Annotated in this window: 20 protein-coding genes; all 20 read left to right on the forward strand. The window is 46.4% G+C overall.

The window, feature by feature from the left end; all coding sequences use genetic code 11:
- Window positions 1-171: 171 nt before the first annotated feature.
- The 20 genes from der (at window position 172) to ABU165_RS03380 (ending at window position 19959) form a co-directional block, all read left to right on the forward strand.
- Window positions 172-1482, forward strand: coding sequence for a ribosome biogenesis GTPase Der (gene der, locus ABU165_RS03285; RefSeq protein WP_009794834.1), 1311 nt, complete (start codon window positions 172-174; stop codon window positions 1480-1482).
- Between the two features lie 15 nt (window positions 1483-1497).
- Window positions 1498-2550 (forward strand): NAD(P)H-dependent glycerol-3-phosphate dehydrogenase, encoded by a 1053-nt coding sequence (locus ABU165_RS03290; RefSeq protein ID WP_094767145.1) that lies wholly within the window; start codon window positions 1498-1500, stop codon window positions 2548-2550.
- Window positions 2551-2854: 304 nt separating this feature from the next.
- Window positions 2855-3058 (forward strand): DUF2768 domain-containing protein, encoded by a 204-nt coding sequence (locus ABU165_RS03295; RefSeq protein WP_009794837.1) that lies wholly within the window; start codon window positions 2855-2857, stop codon window positions 3056-3058.
- 30 nt (window positions 3059-3088) lie between these two features.
- Window positions 3089-3802, forward strand: coding sequence for a hypothetical protein (locus ABU165_RS03300; protein WP_094767146.1), 714 nt, complete (start codon window positions 3089-3091; stop codon window positions 3800-3802).
- Between the two features lie 230 nt (window positions 3803-4032).
- Window positions 4033-5511: a stage IV sporulation protein A gene (gene spoIVA, locus ABU165_RS03305; RefSeq protein ID WP_009794839.1), complete on the forward strand. Its 1479-nt coding sequence runs from the start codon at window positions 4033-4035 to the stop codon at window positions 5509-5511.
- Between the two features lie 1008 nt (window positions 5512-6519).
- Window positions 6520-6792: an HU family DNA-binding protein gene (locus ABU165_RS03310; RefSeq protein WP_009794840.1), complete on the forward strand. Its 273-nt coding sequence runs from the start codon at window positions 6520-6522 to the stop codon at window positions 6790-6792.
- A gap of 239 nt (window positions 6793-7031) precedes the next feature.
- Window positions 7032-7598: a GTP cyclohydrolase I FolE gene (gene folE, locus ABU165_RS03315; protein ID WP_009794841.1), complete on the forward strand. Its 567-nt coding sequence runs from the start codon at window positions 7032-7034 to the stop codon at window positions 7596-7598.
- Between the two features lie 73 nt (window positions 7599-7671).
- Window positions 7672-7908, forward strand: coding sequence for a trp RNA-binding attenuation protein MtrB (gene mtrB, locus ABU165_RS03320; RefSeq protein ID WP_022544139.1), 237 nt, complete (start codon window positions 7672-7674; stop codon window positions 7906-7908).
- Between the two features lie 252 nt (window positions 7909-8160).
- Window positions 8161-8991 carry a heptaprenyl diphosphate synthase component 1 gene (locus ABU165_RS03325; protein WP_035403033.1) on the forward strand — a complete coding sequence of 277 codons (831 nt, stop codon included), beginning with the start codon at window positions 8161-8163 and terminating at the stop codon, window positions 8989-8991.
- A gap of 5 nt (window positions 8992-8996) precedes the next feature.
- Window positions 8997-9701 carry a demethylmenaquinone methyltransferase gene (locus tag ABU165_RS03330; protein WP_094767147.1) on the forward strand — a complete coding sequence of 235 codons (705 nt, stop codon included), beginning with the start codon at window positions 8997-8999 and terminating at the stop codon, window positions 9699-9701.
- 128 nt (window positions 9702-9829) lie between these two features.
- Window positions 9830-10792 carry a heptaprenyl diphosphate synthase component II gene (hepT, locus tag ABU165_RS03335; RefSeq protein ID WP_094767148.1) on the forward strand — a complete coding sequence of 321 codons (963 nt, stop codon included), beginning with the start codon at window positions 9830-9832 and terminating at the stop codon, window positions 10790-10792.
- A gap of 92 nt (window positions 10793-10884) precedes the next feature.
- Entirely contained in the window at window positions 10885-11331 is a 447-nt protein-coding gene (gene ndk, locus ABU165_RS03340; RefSeq protein WP_094767149.1) for a nucleoside-diphosphate kinase, read from the forward strand.
- A gap of 138 nt (window positions 11332-11469) precedes the next feature.
- Entirely contained in the window at window positions 11470-12243 is a 774-nt protein-coding gene (locus ABU165_RS03345) for a CheR family methyltransferase (RefSeq protein WP_009794847.1), read from the forward strand.
- Between the two features lie 259 nt (window positions 12244-12502).
- Entirely contained in the window at window positions 12503-13675 is a 1173-nt protein-coding gene (aroC, locus tag ABU165_RS03350) for a chorismate synthase (RefSeq protein WP_009794848.1), read from the forward strand.
- Complete coding sequence (aroB, locus tag ABU165_RS03355) at window positions 13675-14766, forward strand: 3-dehydroquinate synthase (protein ID WP_148949142.1); 1092 nt, start codon at window positions 13675-13677, stop codon at window positions 14764-14766. The genes aroC and aroB overlap by 1 nt, the downstream gene beginning before the upstream one ends.
- A complete protein-coding gene (gene aroH, locus ABU165_RS03360; RefSeq protein ID WP_009794850.1) occupies window positions 14763-15128 on the forward strand; it encodes a chorismate mutase in 366 nt (121 codons plus the stop codon). The genes aroB and aroH overlap by 4 nt, the downstream gene beginning before the upstream one ends.
- Before the next feature lie 102 nt (window positions 15129-15230).
- A complete protein-coding gene (gene hisC, locus ABU165_RS03365) occupies window positions 15231-16331 on the forward strand; it encodes a histidinol-phosphate transaminase (protein ID WP_009794851.1) in 1101 nt (366 codons plus the stop codon).
- 67 nt (window positions 16332-16398) lie between these two features.
- A complete protein-coding gene (locus ABU165_RS03370) occupies window positions 16399-17505 on the forward strand; it encodes a prephenate dehydrogenase (protein ID WP_318059504.1) in 1107 nt (368 codons plus the stop codon).
- A gap of 27 nt (window positions 17506-17532) precedes the next feature.
- Entirely contained in the window at window positions 17533-18822 is a 1290-nt protein-coding gene (gene aroA, locus ABU165_RS03375; protein WP_101550181.1) for a 3-phosphoshikimate 1-carboxyvinyltransferase, read from the forward strand.
- 237 nt (window positions 18823-19059) lie between these two features.
- Window positions 19060-19959: a hypothetical protein gene (locus ABU165_RS03380; protein ID WP_101550180.1), complete on the forward strand. Its 900-nt coding sequence runs from the start codon at window positions 19060-19062 to the stop codon at window positions 19957-19959.
- Window positions 19960-20075: the final 116 nt, after the last annotated feature.

Raw genomic sequence — 20075 nt, forward strand, 5'->3', positions numbered from 1 at the left:
CGTTGCGGGGAAACTGCCTCTTTGATAAAATGATTAGGTTAGGCCCTTCTGCAAACAGGAAGGGTTTATTTTATACACGGGCCATCCTGAAAATCAGGATGATGTTGAAAGCAATTCATTTGACTCTTTCGAGCGGTGTTTAAAGTATATAAAAGTGAAAGGGTGATGTTCATGGCTAAACCGGTTATCGCCATTGTAGGACGTCCAAACGTCGGAAAATCCACGATTTTCAACAGAATAGTAGGAGAAAGGATCTCCATTGTCGAAGACATACCTGGTGTGACCAGAGATAGAATCTACAGTTCAGCTGAATGGCTGAATCTTGATTTCAATATTATCGATACCGGCGGGATTGATATAGGAGACGAGCCTTTCCTTGAGCAGATCAGGCAGCAGGCTGAAATCGCCATCGAAGAAGCTGATGTGATCCTGTTCTTGACTAATGGACGGGAAGGCGTTACATCAGCTGACGAAGCAGTCGCTAAAATACTGTATAAATCAAAGAAACCTGTCGTGCTTGGGGTCAATAAAATTGACAACCCTGATATGCGCGACCAGATCTATGATTTCTATGCCCTTGGATTTGGTGAGCCAATCCCGATCTCGGGTTCCCATGGGCTGGGGCTTGGGGACCTGCTTGATGAAGCTGCAAAGCATTTTCCTGATACAAAGGACAAGGACTATGGCGATGATGTCATCAAGTTCTCCCTGATTGGGCGCCCTAATGTCGGGAAATCTTCCCTTGTCAATGCGATTCTGGGGGAAGAAAGGGTCATTGTTTCCAATATTGCCGGCACGACACGTGATGCTGTCGATTCGCTGCTTACATACAATGGGGATCAGTATGTGATCATTGATACAGCCGGAATGCGTAAAAAAGGCAAAGTGTACGAAAGCACTGAAAAATACAGCGTCCTGAGAGCATTAAGAGCCATTGAGCGCTCAGATGTCGTCCTTGTTGTCATCGATGCTGATGAAGGCATCCTTGAGCAGGATAAAAAGATTGCGGGCTATGCGCATGAAGCCGGCCGGGCTGTCGTGATTGTCGTCAATAAATGGGATGCTGTCGAGAAGGATGAAAAAACGATGAAGGCGTTTGAAACAAATATCAGGGAGCATTTCCAATTCCTTGACTATGCGCCGATCGTCTTCTTGTCTGCCTTAACAAAGAAACGGATCCATACATTGATTCCGCAGATCAACCAGGCAAGCGAGAACCATAGCATGCGTGTGGAAACGAGTGTCCTGAATGATGTTGTCATGGATGCGGTGGCGATGAATCCAACACCTACCGATAAAGGAAAGCGCCTGCGGATTTACTATACGACTCAAGTGGCTGTCAAGCCGCCTGTCTTTGTGGTATTCGTCAATGATCCTGAACTTATGCATTTCTCCTATGAGCGTTTCCTTGAAAACCGCATAAGAGATGCTTTTGGATTTGAAGGTACTCCAATTAAGATATTTGCAAGGGAAAGAAAATAAAAAGGGTGTGATTGTATGCTGGATCAATCGAGCAAGATAACCGTTGCCGGTGCAGGCAGCTGGGGCACGGCACTCGCCATGGTGCTGGCTGACAATGGCCGCCAGGTCAGGCTCTGGGGGCATAACCCTGTACAGATCAAGGAAATCAATGAACAGCACACCAATCAAAAATATTTGCCTGATATCAAATTGCCTTCAGGCATTCAAGGCTTCAGCTCACTGGAAGAAGCCCTTGATGGTGTTGATACGCTGATTTTGGCGGTGCCGACAAAAGCCATCAGGGAAGTTGCCGGTAAGATTAATGAATTTCAGCGTGTGCCTCTAACTATCGTACATGTCAGCAAAGGGATCGAACCGGATACATTGCTGAGGATATCAGAAATGATCGAGGAAGAATTCACAAGTGAAGCCCTCGGGAGCGTTGTGGTCCTTTCCGGTCCAAGCCATGCAGAGGAAGTGAGCCTCCGCCATCCGACTACAGTCACTGTTTCCTCAAAGAACATTGAGGCGGCAGAGCATGTACAGGATCTTTTTATAAACCATAACTTCAGGGTATACACAAATCCTGATATCATTGGCGTGGAAATCGGCGGAGCGCTGAAGAATATCATAGCCTTGGCGGCAGGGATCACCGATGGCCTCGGCTATGGAGATAATGCCAAAGCGGCCCTTATCACAAGGGGGCTAGCCGAGATTGCCAGGCTTGGCACCAAAATGGGTGCAAGTCCGCTGACTTTCTCGGGATTAACCGGAATCGGCGATCTGATCGTCACTTGTACGAGCGTCCACTCCCGCAACTGGAGGGCAGGAAACCTTCTTGGGAAAGGTCATAGCCTGCAGGAAGTCCTGGATAATATGGGAATGGTTGTTGAAGGCGTCAGAACCACGAAAGCTGCATACCAGCTCGCTGAAAAATACAATGTGAAAATGCCTATTACTGAAGCGCTGTATGAAGTGCTGTTTAATGGAGCCGACCCGAAGGAATCTGTCGACAAGCTGATGGCAAGAGGGAAAACGCATGAAATGGAAGACCTTGCAAATGTACTTGAAGACAGGATTGACAAGTGAATGATATGTTTTGCTGCAAGAGAAGATATTTATTTTAGCCTGAGCATCAAAATTTAGGCATTCGAGGATGCGGGAAAGGAACTTCCTGCATACAATGCAACGAAGCAAACTGGTGATATGAACAGGGTGCATGGGTTATTTAGTCGCATAAGGCCAAAGCAGAGATTGCCCCATCTTTGCTTTGGCTCTTTTTTTGTGAAAGTACATCGAAATATCCATGCTGGCGCCAGCATTTTAAGCGAAATGCTTTTGATTCATTTTCAGCCTGTATGATATAATACATTTCGGAAAAGGGAGTGAGACAATGTCGCCTGCTTTAATGAAGATGTGGGTATCTTTAGCTTCAATGGGGTTCATGTTCATATCAATATTAATGATTTATCTGAGCCGGTATAAATTAAACAATAAACCGCTTAAATTCATATCTGCCCTTGTTGCGTATCTGTTAATGATTGTTTCCGGGTTAATCATTCTGTTTGTCGTTTTGAGCGGACCTACCAATGAATAACAAATTTAAAAACCTGAAGGATTGGAATCTATGAAAAAGAAGCTAGCCATGCTGTCAATGACAGCGGTTTTATCCTTTCTGCTTGCCGGATGCATGTATCCGGAGGACAAGCTTTCGCAGAATCAGACACCATATCAGGATCAGGTCAATTCTGTCCAGAGTGCTGTTGATCAGTTTCAGGAAGACAATGGAGGCATCCTTCCTATAAAGACGAGGGAGGAAGATACACCTATTTACCAGAAATATCCGATAGATTTCAAGAAAATCTCGCCAAAATATATGGCCGAGCCGCCAGGGAACAGCTTTGAATCCGGAGGCATCTTCCAGTACGTAATCATGGATGCGGAAGAAGATCCAAAAGTCAAGCTCTTCGACCTCAGGATGGCTGAGGCGATCAGGGATATCAAAGTACGCATCAAGCTGCAGGGATATCCGCCATATAAAGAGAAAATCGCCGATAATGTCTATACACTCGATTATGCAGCCCTTGGCTTTAAAGAGGAACCGCTGGCAGTGAGTCCGTACACCAGCCGCGATCTCCACTTTGTTGTCTCAGGAAATGGAGACGTTTACGTAGACTATCTGCCGGATCTCTATGAGGCGGTGGAAAATAACAAAGAGCATGGATATAAGGAAGGCGATGATATACGCTCGCTCCTTGGGAAAGATTCCCTCTTTGTCCCTGCCTATTCGCTTCCTTATACAATCAATGCCAAAGGAGAACCAATCTTTTTGGCGAAATAGTCATAACCCTTCTTCTGCAAAATATATTGTAGGAGAAGGGTTTTTCTTTTTTAAAAGCAATTTTCCAGCGTATAGAGAGAGTGTGCTTTTTCAAAGCGGGAGAGTAAGGGGATAAAAATAAAAAAACTGTCATAAAGAAATAGGACAACGTCATAAATATATAATGTCCAAAAATAATTGAATGATAGGATAATATTATCCCACTAACTCAAGATTCAGGAGGGGATCACTTGGAAAAGGTAGATATTTTTAAAGATATTGCCGAAAGAACAGGCGGCGATATTTATTTCGGAGTAGTTGGTGCCGTCCGCACTGGTAAATCCACGTTTATCAAAAAGTTCATGGAGCTGGTGGTGCTTCCGAATATGAGCAATGAGGCAGACCGGGCGCGCACACAGGACGAACTCCCGCAAAGTGCGGCAGGAAAAACCATCATGACGACAGAGCCCAAATTCGTCCCTAATCAGGCAGCTGCCGTCCAGGTGGCAGAGGGGCTGGATGTCAACATCAGGCTCGTCGACTGTGTCGGCTATACAGTGCCTGGAGCCAAAGGCTATGAAGATGAAAATGGTCCAAGAATGATTACTACACCTTGGTATGAAGAACCGATCCCCTTCCATGAAGCAGCGGAGATCGGGACAAGAAAAGTCATCCAGGAGCATTCAACGATTGGTGTTGTCATCACAACAGACGGTACAATCGGGGAAATACCGCGCACGAATTATCTCGAGGCTGAGGAAAGAGTCATTGAGGAGCTGAAAGAGGTCGGCAAGCCTTTCATTATGGTCGTCAACAGCGTCCAGCCTCACCACCCGAACACTGAAGCGCTGAGAGTCCAGCTGTCTGAGAAGTATGACATTCCAGTGCTGGCCATGAGCGTGGAAAGCATGAGGGAAACAGACGTATTGAGCGTAATGCGTGAAGCATTGTACGAATTCCCGGTACTCGAAGTAAATGTCAACCTGCCAAGCTGGGTGATGGTCCTGCGGGAGAATCACTGGCTCCGCGAGAGCTACCAGGAAGCTGTGAAGGAAACCGTCAAGGATATCAAACGGCTGAGAGATGTAGACCGTGTTGTCCACCTTTTCAGCGACTATGAATTCATAGACAGGGCAGGCCTCGCCGGAATAGAAATGGGCCAGGGGGTTGCAGAGATCGACCTCTTTGCCCCGGATGACCTATATGATGAGATTTTGAAAGAAATTGTGGGGGTTGAAATCCGCGGCAAGGATCATCTTCTTGAACTGATGCAGGACTTTGCCCATGCGAAAGCTGAGTATGACCAGATTTCGGATGCGCTGAAAATGGTGAAGCAGACCGGCTACGGCATAGCAGCACCGTCGCTTGCTGATATGAGCCTTGATGAGCCGGAAATCATCCGTCAGGGAGCACGTTTCGGGGTACGCCTCAAAGCGGTGGCGCCTTCCATCCATATGATCAAGGTGGATGTCGAATCCGAGTTTGCCCCGATCATAGGCACTGAGAAGCAAAGCGAGGAGCTTGTCCGCTATCTGATGCAGGATTTTGAAGACGATCCTCTATCCATCTGGAATTCTGATATATTTGGCCGCTCCCTCAGCTCCATCGTAAGAGAAGGAATTCAGGCAAAGCTTTCTCTCATGCCTGAAAACGCCAGATACAAGCTGAAGGAAACGCTGGAAAGAATCATCAATGAAGGATCCGGCGGCCTGATTGCCATCATCCTATAATGAAAATCTGAAGGGCAGCGGAAGCTGCCCTTTTTAGCGCTTCTTTTTTAGCGTGGTATACTGGGGACCGTTTTGGAACTTTATCAAGGGCTCTTACCGTAAAGATTGTTGCTTTTAATGATTATAAAGAATGATTTACATTTTTCGGTATCGCGTGAAGAAAGGTTTTTTGGGCTAACAGGGCAGGAGTGGTTTTAAAAAACAGGAAGTCTTATTCTTATTTGAGTGACCAGCAAGCCTTAAAATAAGGGGAATTTCCGGTTAAGCTGCTGAATATGGTCTGGGTGATTGTAAATAAGCGGAAAATTTCCGGTTATGTGGAGCGAAAATGCCCATTTTCCTGTTTTTTGAGTCGATAGACGGAATTTCTCCGTCTATTTGAGCTGTTTTTAGAGTTTTTTCAAACTTAGGGGGAAATTCTCCGCTTATTTTTCAGCATGTCGCTATGGCAAGCACTAGCAGCATTTGCCTCCTGAAGGTGTAATTTATCACCTCTTACAAGGAAGGCAAAATAGCAACAATCTATGAGAAAAGAGCCTTATCAATTGGCTGTGTTAAACATTGCTGTTAATCTGTACTCAGTCGTATGAAACTTAGCTTGATTCCTTAGAGCAGTGCTGAATGCCAGACTGAAAGCTTCCGTTATCAACAAGGAGCCCTAGGTAAGCCAATTGATAAAATAGGATATATGTTTTGAAAAATAGTGATTTGGGTAACAAAAAAGGGTGTCTTATTACAAGTTTGTTTCAAATAAGAAAAGATTACCATTAATTAATGAATATTTCTTGATATGCCCAGATGATTATGATAATCTTTTAACAGAATTACCGTCGTGGCCGCGAAAACCCTTATATATTAAGGTTTTTTAGCAAAAAAGATTGAAATCTTCATGCCGTTCATTTAATATAAGGTATGCCAATCATCACGACGTATAGAATTCCGTAAATTTGTTTACAAATGATGATAAGATCCTTATCAGGGCAAGATTTTTGGGAGGAGGTGAAAGGCATGAACAAGACAGAACTAATTAACGCAGTTGCTGAAGCTGGCGAGCTTTCTAAAAAGGACGCTACTAAAGCAGTTGACGCTGTATTTGATACTATTCTTAACGCACTTAAAAATGGTGATAAAGTACAATTGATCGGTTTCGGAAACTTTGAAGTCCGCGAGCGCGCTGCACGTAAGGGCCGCAACCCGCAGACTGGTGATGAAATCGAAATCGCTGCAAGCAAAGTTCCTGCTTTTAAACCAGGTAAAGCGCTTAAAGACGCTGTTAAATAAGTACATACCGTGCTTTAAGCTTATGCTTGAGCAAAAGGCCGCGAAATTCTTCGCGGCCTTTTATTTTTGCTTGGGAATATATAAATGGTAAGTTGCAGGCCATGAGCAATTCTTGATCATCATCCAGCAGCTGCACCGAGGTCACAAGCCTCACACCTTGTATTTTGCCTGTTTGGAAATGGATGTGCTAATATGTAGGGGTAAAGGCACTAGAGAGATATGGTTTAGGAGGATGAATCATGGCAAATGTCAACCGCGCCCAAATCGAAGAAGCGGTGCGTTCTATATTAGAAGCAATCGGAGAAGACCCTAACCGCGAAGGCCTGCTCGATACACCAAAGCGTGTGGCCAAGATGTATGAAGAGGTTTTTATGGGGATCGGACAGGATCCTGAAGAATACTTTGAAACTATTTTTGGAGAAGAGCATGAGGAGCTTGTTCTTGTAAAGGACATCCCATTCTACAGTATGTGTGAGCATCATCTGGTACCTTTCTTTGGGAAGGCTCATGTTGCCTATATCCCCAGGAATGGAAGGGTGACCGGGCTCAGCAAGCTTGCAAGGGCCGTCGAGGCCGTGGCAAAAAGACCGCAGCTGCAGGAGCGGATTACCTCAACTGTAGCGAATGCTATCATGAAAAAATTGGAGCCCCACGGTGTAATGGTCATCGTAGAGGCGGAGCATATGTGCATGACGATGAGAGGCGTTAAAAAGCCTGGTTCCAAAACTGTCACTTCTGCTGTAAGAGGTGTTTTGGCAGAGGATGCCAGGGCCAGGGCTGAAGTCCTTTCATTAATTAAAGATTAATCTGTCCCGGAGGCTGAAAGTACTGCTTTTAGCCTTTTATCTTGGCCGATTGCGGCTTGAAGGAGTGAAGGATATGGAAACAAGAAATAATCCGGCAGGAGACTATGTGGTAATTAAAGCAAAAGAAGACGGCGTGAATGTAATCGGGCTGACCAGAGGCTCAGACACGCGCTTTCACCATTCTGAAAAACTTGATAAAGGGGAAGTCATGATCGCTCAATTCACCGAGCATACTTCCGCAATAAAAATCAGGGGCAATGCTTCCATCATGACATGCTATGGAGAAGTGGAAAGCGAAGCGAAAAAATAGGGGCAGAGCATCCGAAATTTCCAGAGTGCTCTTTAAGCCTGGCATTTTTGCTTCTGGCGGAACATAAGTTTCAATATAATCTGCCACGGCAACCCCTTTTATGATATAATTGTCTCTGTTTCATTGTGGACAATATTAAAATGGCCCCTAATGGCGAATGCTATATGGGTAGCGCCCAGACCAGCACCGCTTTATATAAAACGAATGCACGAGCATCATAGGAAATACATAAATGACCTTCGGGGAACAAGGGTGATCAGATTGCAGGATATTAAAATAAATATGGAATATGTCCGGAAGCAGATTGAGGGAAAGGTTCTCCACCCCTACCTGCTTAAATATATTGATGAGCCGGTTATCGATCAGGATAAGCTGCTCCTTCTTGTCTCCATGCTCAATGAAGCTGAATTGACTCAGAAGCAGAAGAATGACTACTCAGTGACAGCCATGCTTATACAAGTCGCCCTTGATACCCATGAACAGGTCAGCAATACACAAATTGCCGGCGAAATGCAAAAAAACAGGCAGCTTACGGTCCTCGCCGGCATTTACTACAGCAGCTTATATTATAAGATTCTCTCGGAATCAAAGGATATTGGAATGATCCGGCTGCTGTCGGACGGCATCAAAGAAGTGAACGAGCATAAAATCTCTGTATACCAGCATGAAACGGAAAATGTCGAAGGACTGATGGAAAGCGTCAGGCTGATAGAGTCCTCACTGTTCTCAAAAATTGCAGAATGCTTTAACAAACCGGCATGGACCGAACTGTCATCCCACCTTCTGCTGATGAAGAGACTCATGGAAGAAAGGGGACGCTATCTGGATCAGGGGACATCGTTTCTGTTTGAACGACTTAAACGCCTCGTATTCCCTAAAAAGGAACAAGAGCTTGCCGACCTGTCTGCTGAGCAGAAAAGATATCTTCTTCTGATAGCCAACCGCTATATCGATCATTCTAAAGATATGATTGACAAAGGCATGAAAGCTGTCCCTTTCCTTAATAGCCTGCTGGAGGAGCGGATCCATTCCATTCTTGACCAGCATCAACCCATGACAAAATCAATTGCAGAAGAAGGGTGACCCTTATGGAACAACAATCCAAAGCAGAGCGCGTACACGGCGTATTCGAGAAAATATACGGAAACTATGACCAGATGAATTCTGTCATCAGCTTCCAGCAGCATAAGCGATGGCGCAGGGATACCATGAAAAAGATGAATGTCCAAAAAGGGCAGAAAGCACTGGATCTATGCTGCGGGACTGCAGACTGGACCATTGCGCTTGCAGAAGCTGTCGGTACTGAAGGTGAAGTCAAAGGGCTGGATTTCAGTAAAAATATGCTGAAGATCGGCGAGGAAAAGGTGAAAAGCAGGAATTTGTCCCAGGTGGAGCTCATTCACGGCAATGCGATGGAGCTGCCGTTTGAAGACAATTCTTTTGATTATGTCACCATTGGCTTTGGCCTGAGGAATGTCCCGGATTATATGCAGGTCCTGAAGGAAATGAACCGGGTCCTTAAGCCGGGCGGGATGGCAGTATGCCTGGAAACCTCCCAACCGACCATGTTCGGCTACAAGCAGCTCTATTATGCTTATTTCCGCTACATCATGCCGCTGTTTGGAAGGGTGTTTGCGAAAAGCTATAAGGAATATTCCTGGCTTCAGGAGTCGGCAAGAGATTTTCCAGGCATGAAGGAGCTTGCTGCGATGTTTGAGAGCGCTGGCTTCAGTAATGTATCCTTCAAGCCGTACAGCGGTGGAGTTGCTGCTGTCCATACAGGCTTGAAGTAAGTTCTGCATCTGTTTGCAGCCGGAGAAAGATGGGGCTTTCCGAGACTGGCAGGCCCCGAGAAAATAAGTACTTGTTGCTCGTCGATTTAACAGGCTTGCAAACATGATTAAAGCTGGGTGGATACAAGATGAAATTAAAGATGATGTATTCATTTTTAGATTCTGACATTAATATTATTGAACAGTCATTAGAGGAGACCGTGCAGGCAGAGTCTCCTTTATTGCGAAATGCATCCATGCATTTGCTGCAGGCAGGAGGAAAAAGAATCCGTCCTGTTTTTGTTTTGCTGTCTGCAAAATTCGGTTCCTATGATATCAGCGAGATAAAAAAAGTGGCTGTAGCACTGGAACTCATCCATATGGCTTCCCTGGTGCATGATGATGTAATTGATGATGCAGAGCTGCGCAGGGGCAAACCCACCATCAAAGCGAAATGGGACAACCGGACGGCTATGTATACAGGCGATTATATTTTTGCCAAGTCCCTCGAAGTGATGACGGAAATAGAGCGGCCGGAAGCCCATGAAATCCTGGCAAAGACCATTGTGGAGGTTTGTGTGGGGGAAATTGAGCAGATCAAGGACAAATACCGATTTGACCAGAACCTCAGGGACTACCTCTTGAGGATCAAAAGAAAGACGGCACTGCTGATTGCGGCAAGCTGCCAGCTTGGGGCGGTTGCTGCCGGAGTAGATGAAAGCATCCACAAGAAGCTGTACAAATTCGGCTACTATGTTGGGATGTCCTTTCAGATTACCGATGATATCCTTGATTTCACGGGAACGGAGAAGGAACTTGGAAAGCCTGCAGGGGGAGACCTGCTCCAGGGGAATATTACGCTGCCTGTCCTATTTGCCATGGAGGACGAAGACATTCGCCGGGAAATCGTTAAAGTGAATGAAACGATGGATAGCAAAGAAATTGAAAAAGTGATCTCCCTGATTAAAAATTCCGGCGCAATTGAGCGTTCGTTTACTGTCAGCAACCAATATTTGTCCAAGGCGCTTGCAGTCCTTGATACCCTTCCGCAAAACAGGGCCAAAAAATCGCTCCGGGATATTGCTAAATTTATTGGCAAGAGAAAGTTTTAAGCGGTTGCAGAATTGTCGAAAAAATGATACTATTCTCCATGGATGTCTCTATTATAGAGCTGTTCATACATAAGATTTTAGGAGTGGAGACAATGGAGAAAACATTTTTAATGGTCAAGCCTGACGGCGTCCAGCGCAACCTTGTCGGTGAAATTGTCAGCCGTTTTGAGAAAAAAGGCTTTCAGCTTGCCGGCGGTAAATTGATGGTTATTTCAAAGGAACTGGCTGAGCAGCATTACGGAGAGCATAAAGAGCGCCCATTCTTTGGTGAACTTGTTGATTTCATTACTTCCGGACCGGTATTTGCAATGGTTTGGGAAGGTGAAAATGTTATTGCGACAGCCCGCCAGATGATGGGATCCACAAATCCTAAGGATGCTGCCCCAGGGACAATCCGCGGAGATTTTGCCGTAACTGTAGGCAAGAATATCATTCACGGCTCAGACTCTCCTGAGAGTGCAGAACGTGAAATCGGCCTTTTCTTCAACGAATCCGAGCTTGCCGGCTATTCCAAACTGATTAATGACTGGGTTAACTAATCCATTAAAGACACTTGCCTGCAAGTGTCTTTTTTTGTAACCGCATACACATTTTTTGGCGAAATATAGAAAAAAAACACTCTCCTTTCTCTTTTTTCAGCTATACTAGTTTTAAATAAGCAATAAGGGAGAACAGAAATGCCGGGGGAATATCAGGAGTTCATCAGACAGATTAAAACAAAGACAGGAATCGATCTTTCACTTTATAAAGAGGCGCAGATGAAAAGGCGCCTTATCTCTCTTTATGAAAAAAAAGGGTACCATTCTTTTTCGGATTTCTACCAGGGGTTAAGCAGGAATAAAGAATTGCTGGATGAGTTCCTTGATCGCATGACCATTAATGTATCTGAGTTTTACCGAAATGCGAAACGGTGGGACATACTTGAAACTCAGCTGCTGCCTGCTATGTCTGCCAGAGGAGGCAGGCTGAAGGTATGGAGCGCAGCCTGCTCCACAGGAGAGGAGCCTTATACGATTGCCATGATTCTGGCAAAATTCTTGCCTCTCTCTCAAATCCAGGTGCTTGCTACAGATATTGACGAAAAAGTGCTGGCAAGAGCGCAGGCAGGCATATACCAGGAGAGATCTCTGAATGAGATGCCTCTTGAGATGAAAAAGAAGTACTTTACACAAGAAGGAAGCCTTTACAAAATATCAGACGAGATAAAAAAGACTGTTGTCTTTAAAAAACAGAATCTGCTGTCTGATCCTTTCGGAGGTCCGTATGATTTAATCGTATGTCGGAATGTCCTTATTTATTTTACAGAAGAAGCAAAGGATGGGCTTTACCACAAGTTCAGCGGAGCCTTGAAGCCCGGAGGGCTGTTCTTTGTAGGCAGTACAGAGCAGATCTTCAATCCCGGCCTGTATGGGCTGGCAACGGAGGACACGTTTTTTTACAGGAAAAAATAGAGGGAAGTAAAAACTGTGAAGAGGTCTTCATGGTTTTTTTCTATTATAAGAAGGATTGCTTATTGCACTTGTTTTTGTAGTGCCGCTGGAGGCATGCTAAAATGGCATCATCGGCAAACAGGAGGGGAACTTGCCGGGAGAGGCTGAATGAGTTTTTTTCGCCAGCTGTCTGAAAAATTCTTAATTTTTGCTATGCTAATGATAGTGTGTGTGATATATTGGTACATAATCCTTTAATGAGTTGAAGGGGGAAAGAGTTTTGAGATACTTAACAGCAGGTGAATCACACGGTCCTCAGCTGACCGTTATTATTGAAGGGCTGCCGGCAGGAATGCCGCTGCTCGAAGAAGATATTAATGCCGAACTGGCCAGAAGGCAGAAAGGCCATGGCCGCGGAAGGCGGATGCAGATTGAAAAGGATACCGTGCAAATTGCCGGCGGAATCCGCCATGGCTACACTTTAGGTTCACCGGTCGCACTTGAAGTAGAGAATAACGACTGGAAGCACTGGACAAAAGTTATGGGCCAGGAGCCGGTTTCTCCTGAAGAAGAAAGCGAAATAAAGAGGAAAATCTCACGGCCGCGCCCAGGGCATGCAGATTTGAACGGTGCCATCAAGTACGGGCACCGCGACATGCGCAATGTATTGGAGCGTTCATCTGCCAGGGAAACGACAGTCAGGGTGGCAGCCGGAGCTGCAGCTAAGAAGCTGCTCAGTCTGCTGGGAATTGAAGTCGCCTCACATGTAGTTGAAATCGGCGGGATCCAATCTGCCGCTGCTTCGTATGAAAGCCTGGCCGAAGTAAAGGAAAGGACGGAAAACTCTCCGGTCCGCTGCCTTGATCCGGAAGCAGAGCCAAGGATGATGCAGGCCATTGACGATGCAAAGGCCAATGGCGATTCAATCGGCGGGATTGTCGAAGTAATTGTTGAAGGTATGCCTGCAGGCGTTGGATCATATGTCCATTATGACAGGAAGCTGGATGCAAAGCTGGCTGCTGCCATTGTTAGCATCAATGCATTCAAAGGAGTCGAATTCGGACTGGGGTTTGAGGCTGCTCGCAAGCCTGGAAGCGAGGTCCATGACGAGATTGCCTGGAATAGTGAAGATGGCTATACCAGGAAAACTAATCGCCTTGGAGGATTTGAAGGCGGTATGACTACAGGGATGCCGATTGTAGTAAGAGGTGTTATGAAGCCGATTCCTACCCTGTATAAGCCGCTGCAGAGTGTAGACATCGAAACGAAAGAGCCATTCACTGCAAGCATTGAGCGGTCTGACAGCTGCGCTGTCCCTGCTGCTGCCGTTGTTGCAGAAAATGTCGTTGCCTGGGAACTGGCCTCCGCTATATGCGGCCAGTTTTATGCAGACAGAATGGATGCTCTGATTGATAGTGTAAATGCACAGCGGAAATATGCGAGGGAATTTTAATGGAGACCATCACCATTAAAACCCCTTCAAAAGAATATCCGGTCCTGATCGGCGCCGGTGCTGTGAGAGAACTGGGCGGCTTGCTTAGAGAGAAGCTTCCCGGCCTGACCAGCCTGCTGATTATAACGGATGAGACAGTAGCATCCCTGCATCTTGACAGGGTGAAAGAAGCCCTTGCTGAATTTAATCCTTCTATACATATTGTTCCAAGCGGGGAAAAAGCAAAAACGTTTGACGTTTATTATGCAGCTTTGACTTTTGCTCTTGAAAAGAAACTTGATAGGAAATCGGCTGTCATCGCCCTGGGGGGAGGAGCAGTGGGAGATCTCGCCGGCTTTGCTGCCGCCACCTTCATGAGGGGCATCCCGTTCATCCAGGTTCCGACAACCATACTTGCGCATGACAGCGCAGTGGGAGGCAAGGTAGGCATCAACCATCCTGAAGGCAAAAATATGATTGGTGCATTCCATCAGCCTGAAGCTGTTGTTTATGACCTGGATTTTTTAAAGTCGCTGCCCGATAGGGAGATAAGGTCAGGGTTTGGTGAAGCAGTCAAGCACGCACTCATTAAGGACCATTCTTTTTACAGCTGGCTGCTGGATAATGTCCACTCGCTTAAGGACATGAAAGATGAGGAATGGCTGTTCATTCTTTCGAAAGGCATACAGGTTAAAAATGCTTTTGTTTCCGAGGATGAAAAGGAAGCAGGGGTCAGGGCCTTCTTGAATTTTGGCCACACACTCGGACATGCAATTGAAGCGGAATCCGGATATGGAAAAATGACACACGGCGAAGCGGTGGTCATCGGGATGCTGTATGCCCTGGAACTAAGCATCGAAAAATGCGGACTCGATTTCGATACCGGGCAATTCCGGGACTGGCTGATGGGCCTGGGCTATTCCATTTCATTGCCGGAGGGCCTTCATCCTGCAGAACTTCTGTCCAGGATGAAGAAGGATAAAAAGGCAATCGGGCAAGCAGTGAACTTTGTTCTTCTTGATAGTATCGGCCATCCGGTTCTCTCAGAAATCCCTGACGGGGAGCTTAAGGAAGCGCTGGAGATGTTTGCCGTAAAGGGGGCTGAAAAATGATCAGAGGTGTCAGGGGAGCAATTACAGTGCAATCGAACACAGAAAAAGAGATTGCAGCAGCAGCAGAACTCCTGTTAAAGAAAATGATAGATGAAAACAGCATAGCCCCGGAAGAGGTTGCTTCTGTATTCATCTCCGCGACTGATGATATTGACCAGGGTTTCCCTGCCAAAGCCATGCGGACGCTTGATGGCTGGAAGCATGTACCTGTAATGTGCATGCGTGAAATGTCGGTACAGGACGCTCTGCCGCTTTGCATCCGGGTTATGATCCATTTAAATACAGAAAAGAGCCAGCAGGAGATCAGCCATGTTTATCTTGGGGGAGCGGTTGTCCTCAGGCCTGATTTGGAAAAGAAATGATTCTGCCTCTCACCAGACAGGCGCGCTTATGATAAAATAAAAGCAGTTCTTTATTACTTTAATTAGGTAGCGGAAAGAAGAGTTGGAGGGGCGGTTTATATTATGAAGTGGAAAAAACAATTGCTGGATTTAACACCATACCAGCCAGGCAAATCTATTGAAGACGTAAAAAAACAATATGGGCTTGAAAAGATTGTGAAGCTTGCATCAAATGAGAATCCTTTCGGATGCTCGGAAGAAGCAGCAAAAGCCCTTCAAAAAAGCTCGGGCATTTTTGCAAAATATCCAGATGGATATGCCGGCGAACTGAGAAGCATATTGGCTTCCCATCTTGGAACTGAACCAGGACAGCTTATATTCGGCAATGGTTCGGATGAAGTGATCCAGATCATCTCGCGCGCCCTGCTGGGGCCTGGAAGGAATACAATCATGGCTGCACCGACATTCCCCCAGTATAAGCACAATGCAGTGATTGAAGGTGCTGAAGTGAAGGAGATTCCCCTGCTTGACGGTGCCCATGATCTGGAGGGGATGCTTGAAGCCATTGATGAAAATACATCTGTTGTATGGCTCTGCAGCCCGAATAATCCGACTGGGATCTATATAAATGAGAGCAAGCTTGTTTCATTCCTGGAAAAGGTGCCGGAAGACATACTTGTGGTACTCGACGAGGCCTATTGCGAGTATGCAGTTGCTGATGATTACTACCATGCAGTGAGCCTGCTGGAGAAGTTCAGCAATCTGATTGTGCTCAGGACCTTCTCAAAAATCTACGGTCTTGCCAGCCTCAGGATCGGGTATGGCATCGCCGGGGAGGACGTAGTCAGGGCGCTGGAGCCTGCGAGGGAGCCGTTCAATGTGAATACTTTTGCACAGATGGCTGCTGCGGAAGCGGTTAAGGATCAGAAATATGTGGAAGAATGCCGGAACAGGAACAGAGAAGGGCTGGAACAGTTCTACTCATTCTGCGACCAGGCAGGCCTTAGTTATTATCCGTCCCAGGGCAATTTCATCCTGATTGATTTTAAGCGCGATGCTAATGAAGTTTTTCAATATCTGCTGGAAAAAGGCTATATCGTACGGTCTGGCGCAGGTCTTGGCTGCCCGCAGTCCATAAGGGTCACGATTGGCTCAAAAGAGCAGAATGAAGAAATTATGGAACTGATCGGCCAATTTTTGGAGGAAACAGCAGCGGCCCTATAAGGACCAGCATCCACGTGGGTCAGTCCGGATAAGCAAAAGAGCAGCATGGCAAAGGCGGTGATTTTTTATGGAAGGCCGCGTATTCATTATCGGCCTCGGGCTGATAGGCGGTTCACTGGCTCTCGGCATAAAGCGGCAGCATAAAGAAGCATCCATAGCAGGTTTTGATATTAATGCGGAGCAATGCAGGCTCGCAAGGATGCTGGGAGTGATTGATGAGGCTGAGGATAGCATTGAAGAAGGAGCGGCAAAGGCTGATTTAATCCTGCTGGCCGCGCCTGTGAAGGTAACTGCCGATATACTTGCCAGACTGGGCAGGATGCAGCTGAAACAAGGGGTCATTATTTCTGATGCAGGAAGTACAAAGGCAGAGGTCGTCAAAAGTGCTGCAGGCCTTAAAGAAAAGGGAATCATATTCATCGGAGGCCATCCTATGGCAGGCTCCCATAAAAGCGGTGTGATCGCAGCGAAGGAAATTTTATTCGAGAACGCATTCTATCTGGTTACTCCAGAGCCACATGTTAAGGAAAAGGACATTATGGCGCTAAAAGAATGGCTTGCAGGGACAAAAGCAAAATTCATCCAGGTGTCACCGGAAGAGCATGATTATCTGACAGGCATCATCAGCCATTTCCCCCATATCATAGCGGCCTCGCTCGTTCACCAGGCTGAAAAGGAAAGCCGCTCCCATGAGCTGGTCCCCCGGCTTGCTGCAGGGGGATTCCGTGATATTACAAGAATCGCCTCAAGCAGCCCCGAAATGTGGAGAGATATCCTTCTTGCTAACAAGGAAGTACTCCTGAAGCTTCTGGGAAGCTGGCAGGCGGAAATGGAGCGGGTGGCAGTGATGCTGGCAAATCAAAGTTCAGAGGATATCCAGCAGTATTTTGCGGGCGCCAAGCAATTCAGGGATGACCTGCCCCAGAAGCAGAAGGGTGCCATTCCTGCGTTCTATGATTTATTCGTTGATGTTCCCGACTATCCCGGGGTCATTTCTGAAATCACCGGCTATCTGGCCAAAGCGGAGATCAGCATAACCAATATCAGAATCCTTGAGACAAGGGAAGAAATATACGGGGTGCTTGTGATCAGTTTTCAGACGGAAGAGGACAGGGACCGGGCGGCAGCATGCATTCATCATTATACCGCCTATGAAACCTCAGCCGGGCCATAATATGCTATCGAAGAAAGGTGATGAAGAATGGAATCAGTTATTTTGAAAACAAATACAGGCAGCCTCAGGGGCGAGATTGATATTCCTGGTGATAAATCTGTTTCCCACCGTTCCATCATGTTTGGAGCTATTGCAGAAGGCAGGACGGAAGTAACCAACTTCCTGATGGGGGAAGATTGCTTAAGCACTGTATCCTGCTTCCGCAAGCTTGGTGTTTCGATCACAAACGAGGGAGACAAAATGATCATCGATGGAAGGGGCTTTGAAGGGCTGAATGAGCCTAATGAAGTCCTGGATGTCGGGAACTCCGGCACTACAATAAGGCTTTTGCTGGGCATTCTTGCAGGTCTCCCGTTCCATGCCGTTTTGGCGGGCGACGAGTCAATTGCCAAGAGGCCGATGACACGTGTTTCTGTTCCCTTATCAGAAATGGGTGCACAAATAAGAGGAAGAAAAGGCGGGGAATTTACCCCTCTTTCCATACAGGGAGGCGAGGTTAAGGGCATCAGGTATGAGTTGCCGGTTGCCAGCGCCCAGGTGAAATCTTCCCTCTTGTTTGCCGGTCTTCAGGCAAGCGGGGAAACCGTCCTTATTGAACCTGCAAAGACGCGCGATCATACTGAGAGGATGATCCGCCAATTCGGCGGAGAGATTGTGTCAGAGGGGACAAAAGTCCGTTTGCAGGGCGGGCAGAAGCTGAAAGCGGCAAAGGTTCATGTTCCCGGGGATATTTCTTCTGCAGCCTTTTTCCTGTCTGCTGGCGCAATCATTCCCGGCAGTGAAATAGTCCTCCGAAATGTCGGCTTGAATCCGACAAGGACAGGCATCCTGGAAGTTCTTCAGCGTATGGGAGCTGACATGACCATTCTTCCGTACAATAATGAGAGTGCAGAACCTGCAGGAGATATCACCATACGATTCTCGCAATTAAAGGGAACCGTCATTGAAGGAGATATCATTCCAAGACTGATCGACGAAATTCCGATTATTGCGCTTCTGGCAACCCAGGCGGAAGGGGAAACGGTCATTAAAGATGCTGAAGAATTGAAAGTCAAGGAAACCAATCGCATAGATACAGTCGTCAACGAGCTGAAAAAGCTTGGAGCGGATATTGAAGCAACAGCTGACGGGATGGTCATCAATGGACGGACTCCGCTGAAAGGCGGGAATGTTTCAAGCCATGGCGACCACAGGATCGGCATGATGCTCGCCATCGGGGCTGCCATCTGCACCGGGGAAGTATCTCTCTCTGGCGCTGAAGCCATTTCAGTTTCCTATCCGGCATTTTTTGAGCATCTGGAGTCACTGATCGGCTAAGGGGAGGAAGTTTCATACATGTGGGGTTCGGGATGGCCGGGCCCTTTTTTTGTGAATAACTCCTTGCTTTTGATGTATTCCACAACCATTTCTGCTCCGTTTCGCTGACTGAGTTTTTCCACAGTCCAGCTCAACAGAACATTCTTCTCAATAAACCATCTCTGGCTTAAAAACTTTCAAACATAAATCTAAGATTATTTCATAGCTTGTCATAAGACCATTTAAAAGGGTGGTATTATGGCATATATTATTGAGAATGCCAATATTCTCAAGCAGCAGACATTTCAGAAGGCTTCACTGCTGGTGGAAAAAGGGAAAATAACTGGCATCCGGGACTCTTTCCCCCGCTATTCGTTCATGAAAATGAATGCAGAAGATTATATTATGGCGCCTGCTCAGGTCATGTATGATCCTGCACCTCCGCTGGACAGACCCTTTTCAGAGCAGAAAAGCTATTTTATTAACGAAATGCTTATGAAAGGGATGACTTCTTTTTTAACTTTTGCAGAAGTGCAGCAGGAATCCCGGCTGTTTTCCCGAATAAAAACCGTAAAGTCAAGTTTGATCAGCTCTCCGGCCGATTATGTGATTGCTGTCAAAGTTCCTGCCAGGCTCTTGTCACCTTCTTTCATCAGGAAATGCCGGACAGAAAAAATACCGGCCGTCTTTGTGGAAGCTGGAAGCAAAGAAGAGCTGTCGGCGGTTCCCTGGGGATGGATAAGGGAAGCTGTTTTTCCATACAATTGCCCGCTTGTGCCTATTTTCAAAACAGCGGATGAAAAAGAAAAGAAAGCGCTTCAGCATTTTTGGAAGCAGCTGATGCTAAAAGAAAAACTGGCACACATCGGGGAAGAACTGCAGGAAAGAGAGCCGGTCGCCAGAGAGCACCTGGCCATGATGGGCATCTGGCCCCATAAAGGAGACATCAGGCAAGGAGGGGAAGCAAGCTATAATTTATATGTTAAGGATGGCGGAGACAGAAACATTGAAGAATCGGAGCTCTTTCATTATTATAGTCATAGACTTGCCATAACGGCCCACAAAGGAACGATCATCAGGGCAGGCGGATATTTCAGATTCTGTCCGGGCTATGGAGAGCGTGTTATAATAAAGATTCCGGCTTTTTTTACAGTATAACGGACTGGGTCAGCCTGTCAGCCGGGCTGCAGGATTATGATAACAAGCGGGATCGGCCGCGATTTGAACCCAGCCCGTTTTTAAATGATATCTGCAACCATCTTTAGTCATGAAAG

It is taken from the genome of Cytobacillus sp. T106, from assembly GCF_040492155.1.
GTDB classification, from domain to species: Bacteria; Bacillota; Bacilli; order Bacillales; family Cytobacillaceae; genus Bacillus_AB; species Bacillus_AB infantis.